Below are 5,890 nucleotides of genomic sequence, written 5' to 3' on the forward strand. Positions count from 1 at the left end.
TCAAATCTTCTCAAAGGTCCTCCCGGCAAAGTTTCCTTTGCTGGTTTCGCTTTTGTATCCGGAGATACTCAAATTCTTTTCAAGGGTGATTCCCCCAAAACCTTCGTTTCGGGTTCCTCGTTTCTCTTCTCTCGTTGTTCATTTTTCAAGGTGCTGTGCCGTCCAAATTGTGGATGTCACGCACGGGACAGCTTTGTTATAATACCATAGAACACCGGGGATGTCAACTGGTTTGTCAAAGATTTTTTTAAAAATCGCAAATTTCCCGTAAAAGCCCCTGCGCGGCCTCTTCCCGCGCCCTTCTTCCTCCCGCGCACGCATATTCCGGCCCGCGGCGCACATACTGCAACTAACCGCGGCGCGGACCCTTTCCGTGCCTGCAAGGAGGTTTTCATCATGTCGAAAGAACACGGCGCCGATGCGCGGCCGGTGCTGCTCATCCGCACCATCTCGTTTTCCTTCGCCCTTTTGCTGCTGATCGCCCTGGGGGTCTTCGCCGCGCGCATGTGGCAGACGACCGACGTCCTCTCCAAACAGGGCTCGCGCGGCAACGAGGTGCGCCAGATCCAGCAGAAGCTCAAAAACTGGGGCTATTATTTCGGCGAGGTCGACGGCATTTTCGGTGTGCAGACGAAAAAGGCGGTCATGGACTTCCAACGGAAAAACGGCCTGGCCGTCGACGGGATCGCGGGCAATGCGACCCTCCGGGCCATGGGGATCTACAGCTCCCAGCAGACAAGCGGCAGCGGCGGCTATTCGGACAGCGACATCGCGCTGCTGGCCAATATTATTTCGGCCGAGGCGCGGGGCGAACCGTTTGAAGGGCAGGTCGCCGTGGGCGCGGTGGTGCTCAACCGGGTGGAGCACCCCTCCTTCCCCGATACCCTCCCGGGCGTCGTCTACCAGCCGGGCGCCTTCACCGCGATCACCGACGGGCAGATCAACGTGGCGGTCGCCGAATCGGCGCGCAAGGCCGCGCGCGAGGCGCTGGCGGGGTCCGACCCGTCGGGCGGCGCGCTCTACTATTATAATCCCGACAAGACCTCCAACAAGTGGATCCGTACCCGGCCGGTGATCAAGCGGATCGGCGCCCACCTGTTCTGCAGCTGATTCAGTATATTTTATTGTCGGTATTACTGATTGTATTTCATTATTTGCGGCAGGGGATGTTTTTTCCCTGCCGTTTCCATTATAATATAGGTATCGCTTTTCCTGCGGCGGGTTCTGCCGCCGGAAAAAAATCTGTTTGCTCAGGCTTTTTGCCAAAAGCCGGGATGGAGTCCGCCCATGGTTCAAAAGAAACCCGACCTGCAAATCCTCACGGTGTGGCGCATCCGCCTGCTCCTCGTGGCGCTTGTGCCCTCCTTTTTTTCCGCCTTCTTCGCGCCCCGCATCAACTGGGTGTGGTGGCTTTTTACCGCTGCCTGGATGGCGGCTTTTCTCTATTTCTACATATTCTATTATCCCATCAAATACCGCAAGCTCTCCTATGGCTTCAACCGCCGCTGCCTGCTCATCCACTGCGGCGTCATCTATACGCGTGTAAAGGCGGTTCCCTTAACAAGCATCCAGTACGCGACCGTCGCCTCCTCCCCGCTCGAGCGGCTCTTCGGGGTCTGCTCCCTCTTTGTCTATGCGGCGGGCAGCTCGGTCTACATCCCCGGCCTGCCGCCGGCGGACGCCGACCGCCTGCAAGCCTTCCTCACCCCCGCCGACGAGGAAGGAGGTCCCCCCGATGCGTAAGGCCGCCTCCGTCCACGCCCATCCCTTTTCCATACTGACCTTTCTCTACCGCTTCCTCTTCCTCCTGATCATCCCGCTGGCGCGCGGGTTCCTCTCCGCGCTGACGGGCGACCTGCTTTCGTGGATTTCGGGCGCGTGGATGGACATCCTGACCGTTCTGCTGATCTTCCTGCTCGCCTGGAAAAAGTGGGATTGTTTCAAATACTATATGGATGAATGTGGCGTATTTTATACTTCTGGTATATTTTTTAGGCGTGAAACCTTCATCCCCGTCGACCGGATCTGCACCTGCGCGGTGATGCGTCCCTTCTGGCTGCGGCCGCTGAAGGTCGCGCGCCTGCGGGTGGACACGATCGCCCGCGGCGCCAACAAGGCCGACGTCTCCTTCTATGTCGGAGAGCGCGAGGCCGCGCGGATTTTGTCCCTCTGCCGGGGCGTTCCGGAGGAATCCGCCGACGAGGTCCACGCCGCCTACCGCCCCCGGATCTCCGGCGTCGTGTTCCTCTCCCTCTTTACCTCCAACTCCTTCCTCGGCATTGTGTTTATCTCGACCTTCATCTCCCAGGCGGGCCAGATCCTCGGGCAGGAGCTGGCCGACCTGATGCTGGCCACCTTTGAGGAGCTCTCCCGCCGTGTTGCGTTCGGACTTCCGCCCATCGCGGCGGGCGTCGCGATCGCGCTGCTCGTCGGATGGCTCGCCGCATTCCTGCTCAACCTGCTGCAAACCAAGAATCTCTGCACCCTCCGCGTCGGGGACTCCCTCCACGTCAGCGGCGGCGTGCTTGTGGAAAAGGAATATTTCCTGCGCGCCCGCGACATCAGCTTCGTCGACATCCGGCAGAGCCTTTTGACCCGCCTGCTCGGGCGCTATTCGGTCTTCCTCAACGCGATCGGCTTCAATAAGGACAAATCGGACATCTCGGCCGTCATTCCCTTTTCCAGCCGCGGAAAGACCCGCGAACACCTCTCCCGCCTGCTGCCCGAGTACACCGTTTCCGAACGCACCCTCAAACCCAACCTCGGGGCCATCTTCAAGTTCCTGATCGATCCCTTCTGGCCCTGCGTGCTGATTCCCGCCGGCACGGTCGTCGCCTGCTGGCTGCTGCCCAAGTGGACGGGTCTGATCGGATTCGCCGGGTTCATGCTCTCCCTGCCCGCTCTCTGGTTTTTGGGCGTCCGGATTCTGGATTTTCTCTCTTCGGGCGTTTCCCGTGACGGAGATTGTTATACTCTTCGTTATTCTAATCGGTATTATCTACACACCGTTGTATTTCCGTTCGATAAAATCGCGCTTGTTAACGTCCGGCAGAGCATCCTCCAGCGCGGCGACCGCAAATGCGACCTGAAGGTCTCCACCCGCGCGGAGGGGCGGTTCCGCCATCACATCCGCAATCTCGACTGGGACGGGGTGGTCGCGCTCTTCGACGCCGGGGACGAGGCGCCGTCAAAAACATAACAACCGGACGATGTGTGCGGCGCTTCACGCCGCACACATTTTTTTATAATTAAAATTTATGCATGCCGCCGATATTTCTTTTTATTAAGTGCCCTATATGTGGGGATACTGCACAGAGATTATACATTTGTGTCGCATTGACTTTGCCCAATTTCTCCCTTATACTGGGGACAGAGACCGATCATAAGGAGGGATTTTTGTGAAGCAACTGTTAAAGCTGTCCCTGGCAATGCTGTTGGCCTGCGTGCTGTCACTCGGCTCGCTGACGGCCGCCTTTGCGGAAGCCCCGGCGGAGCAGGAGCCCCCGGCCGCGGCCGGGCCGGCGGAGCCCATAGATACGCCGCTATCCGAAACGGACAGGCCCACGGCACCCCCGGCCGGAGATCCGGAGCCTCCCGAAACACCGCCGGCGGAGCCGCAGCCGGGCGAGCCGGAGCCTGCCGGCCCGGAAGCCCCTGAAAAAGCCGATCCGGACCTGCCCGAGGGTTCCGGAGAGGAGTCCGACGCGGATCCGGAGGACCCGCAGGAACCCGGGGAACTCCCTGTCATGGCCAATGCGCTTGCCGCACCCGTCCCGGTAAACGCCCCCGAGGCCGAAGAGGCCGAGATCCGGTCCGTCACCGTTTCCCCCGAGCAAATCAAAAACGGCGGCACGGTCACAGTTACTGTAGAGATGTATTGTCCGTGGACACCGGATAAAAAGGAGGGTGTCTGGTTAAATTTTATGCATACAGACGATCCCGATCGTACATTTCTCGTCAGGTGCTTAACGGTAAAAGCGTCCGAAGAAAATCACATCTATAGCCTTGTTGGGACAATCGATGTTAAGCCCTATAACTATTCCGGAACATATAGACTGGAATACATGGACAACCAGATAACAAATAGGGACTATTGCAGCGCCCGTTATAAGGAGCATCAATCCGTCCATTTCTCCATCCTGCCCCTGCCGGAGGGTTGGCAGAAATCTTTTACCGTGGAAAACAAGTTTAGTGATGAAGATGCTCCCATTCTTGAGGAAATCATATTTGATTTGAATCCTGTAGTTATGGAAGGCGAAGACAAGGACGTCCCAATCCGTCTTAAAGTTAAAAGCGGAAGCTCTGGAGTTAACTATATTGAAGGGGCGGTTGCAAATGAAAATTTCCCCGATAAAGAATATGACTTTAAAGTCATCAATTTCTCCCAATCCCAAACTGAAAACGGCTATTATGAGGCGGTTATCACCATTCCCAAATATGCTTCTGCCGGGGATTATCATTTAACATCGCTGCATCTTGGAAACATTAATGAAAACTACCGCACTTACTATTCCAAAATCAATGAAAATGATTATAAAGGCGAACCCGGCTGTGAAGAACTAACCGACATCCTGGCAAACGCGCATTTTGAGGTTACCAATCTCCATGGAGACGACCATCCGCCCATCCTTGAAAAAGTTGAAATTCGTCCGGACCATGTCGCGGCCGGTTCCGCTGAAAAAGGCGGCGGGTACGATTTTGAAATTATTCTTACCGTCACCGACGGGGGCGGCTCGGGCTTTAATCCGGAATCTCCAAATGACGCAATCATTATGGAATCACTATCTGGCGGCGACCGGATCAAAACACGTGCGGAATATAAAGGTCCCGGAAGTGAAGTTAACACATATGTCTACAGCCAAAAATTATATGACGGGGATACCACAGAGGACACGACCTATTATATCAAACAGATTCATCTGGAAGATAAAGCCCGCAATTTCGTTTATTACCGAAGCACCAAATCGCCCAGAGAGGACACGCTCCCCCTCCCGAATGAAGCCACTTTAACCGTCGGCACTGGCGGAAGCGGCGGCGGTGGCGGCGGCGGTGGCGGTGGCGGTGGCGGCGGCGGCGGTCACCACGGTGGTGGCGGCGGAGGAGGCGGCGGAGGAGGCGGTGGAGCCGGCGGTTCCGCCAACGCAAACCTCATTCGCTCCGCAACCGTGACCAAAAGCACCACCACAGCGGTTTCCAACGCGATCGCCGCGGCAAAAAAGGCCGGCCTCGCCTCCACGACCGCGACCGTTACCGTCAAGACCGGCACGGAGATTTCCCCGCAGACCGTGCGCGCCATTGTGAAAGCCGCCAACACCGCGGCCGCAAAAAAGGGCGTGGCGGTGAACACCATCCTTTCCATCGAGAACTGGAAGGTGGACCGCAATACGGGCAAAAATGTTCTCAATTACCGGGCCGCCTTCGATCCCGCCAAGTGGACGGCCGCGACGAACCTCAAGTTCAGCCTGCGTACCGACGATCTTTCGGTCCGGACCGCTTTTGAAAAGATCTATGCGAACCAGATGGCGATCATCAAGTTTGACCAGAAGGGTTCCTTCGGGATGCCCGTCACGATCACTGTGAAGCCCGATTTTTCCAAGCTCAATACGCAGACCCTCTACTTCTACGCATACGACCAGGCCAACAAGACGATCACTCAGATTGCCGCGCCGAATAATTGGTTCGACAAATCCGGATACCTCCATTTTACCACCACGATGGGGAACCATGTGATCATCACCGACCGGCCGCTCGTCAAGAAGTAACGCCCCTCCTAAAGGCCCCGCTTCCAATGGAAGCGGGGCCTTTTCCACGCGCGGCGCGCCTGCCGATTCCCGCGCTTTTAAAAAAAGGAACGGGACCCCAAAGGGGTCCCGTTCCTTTTTGGTGACCT

General features: G+C 57.0%; 4 protein-coding genes. All 4 read left to right on the forward strand.

The window, feature by feature from the left end; genetic code table 11:
* The first annotated feature begins 396 nt into the window (after positions 1-396).
* Positions 397-1,110, forward strand: a complete 714-nt coding sequence (gene sleB, locus ACZO3G_RS14275; RefSeq protein ID WP_101547940.1) for a spore cortex-lytic enzyme — start codon at positions 397-399, stop codon at positions 1,108-1,110.
* 177 nt (positions 1,111-1,287) lie between these two features.
* The gene (locus ACZO3G_RS14280) at positions 1,288-1,743 is read left to right on the forward strand and encodes a PH domain-containing protein (protein WP_101547942.1); all 456 of its coding nucleotides are present in this window, start codon (positions 1,288-1,290) and stop codon (positions 1,741-1,743) included.
* Positions 1,736-3,199 carry a PH domain-containing protein gene (locus tag ACZO3G_RS14285; protein WP_277138727.1) on the forward strand — a complete coding sequence of 488 codons (1,464 nt, stop codon included), beginning with the start codon at positions 1,736-1,738 and terminating at the stop codon, positions 3,197-3,199. Before ACZO3G_RS14280 ends, ACZO3G_RS14285 begins: the two co-directional genes overlap by 8 nt.
* Positions 3,200-3,398: 199 nt before the next feature.
* Positions 3,399-5,762 carry a hypothetical protein gene (locus ACZO3G_RS14290; RefSeq protein WP_277138728.1) on the forward strand — a complete coding sequence of 788 codons (2,364 nt, stop codon included), beginning with the start codon at positions 3,399-3,401 and terminating at the stop codon, positions 5,760-5,762.
* The last annotated feature ends 128 nt before the right edge of the window (positions 5,763-5,890 follow it).

This window comes from Anaerotruncus sp. (assembly GCF_057433415.1).

Bases quoted from the DNA above. Each gene is read 5' to 3' on its own strand.
- ACZO3G_RS14285 (WP_277138727.1), top strand. From the start codon at position 1,736: ATGCGTAAGGCCGCCTCCGTCCACGCCCATCCCTTTTCCATACTGACC.
- ACZO3G_RS14280 (WP_101547942.1), top strand. From the start codon at position 1,288: ATGGTTCAAAAGAAACCCGACCTGCAAATCCTCACGGTGTGGCGCATC.
- sleB (WP_101547940.1), top strand. From the start codon at position 397: ATGTCGAAAGAACACGGCGCCGATGCGCGGCCGGTGCTGCTCATCCGC.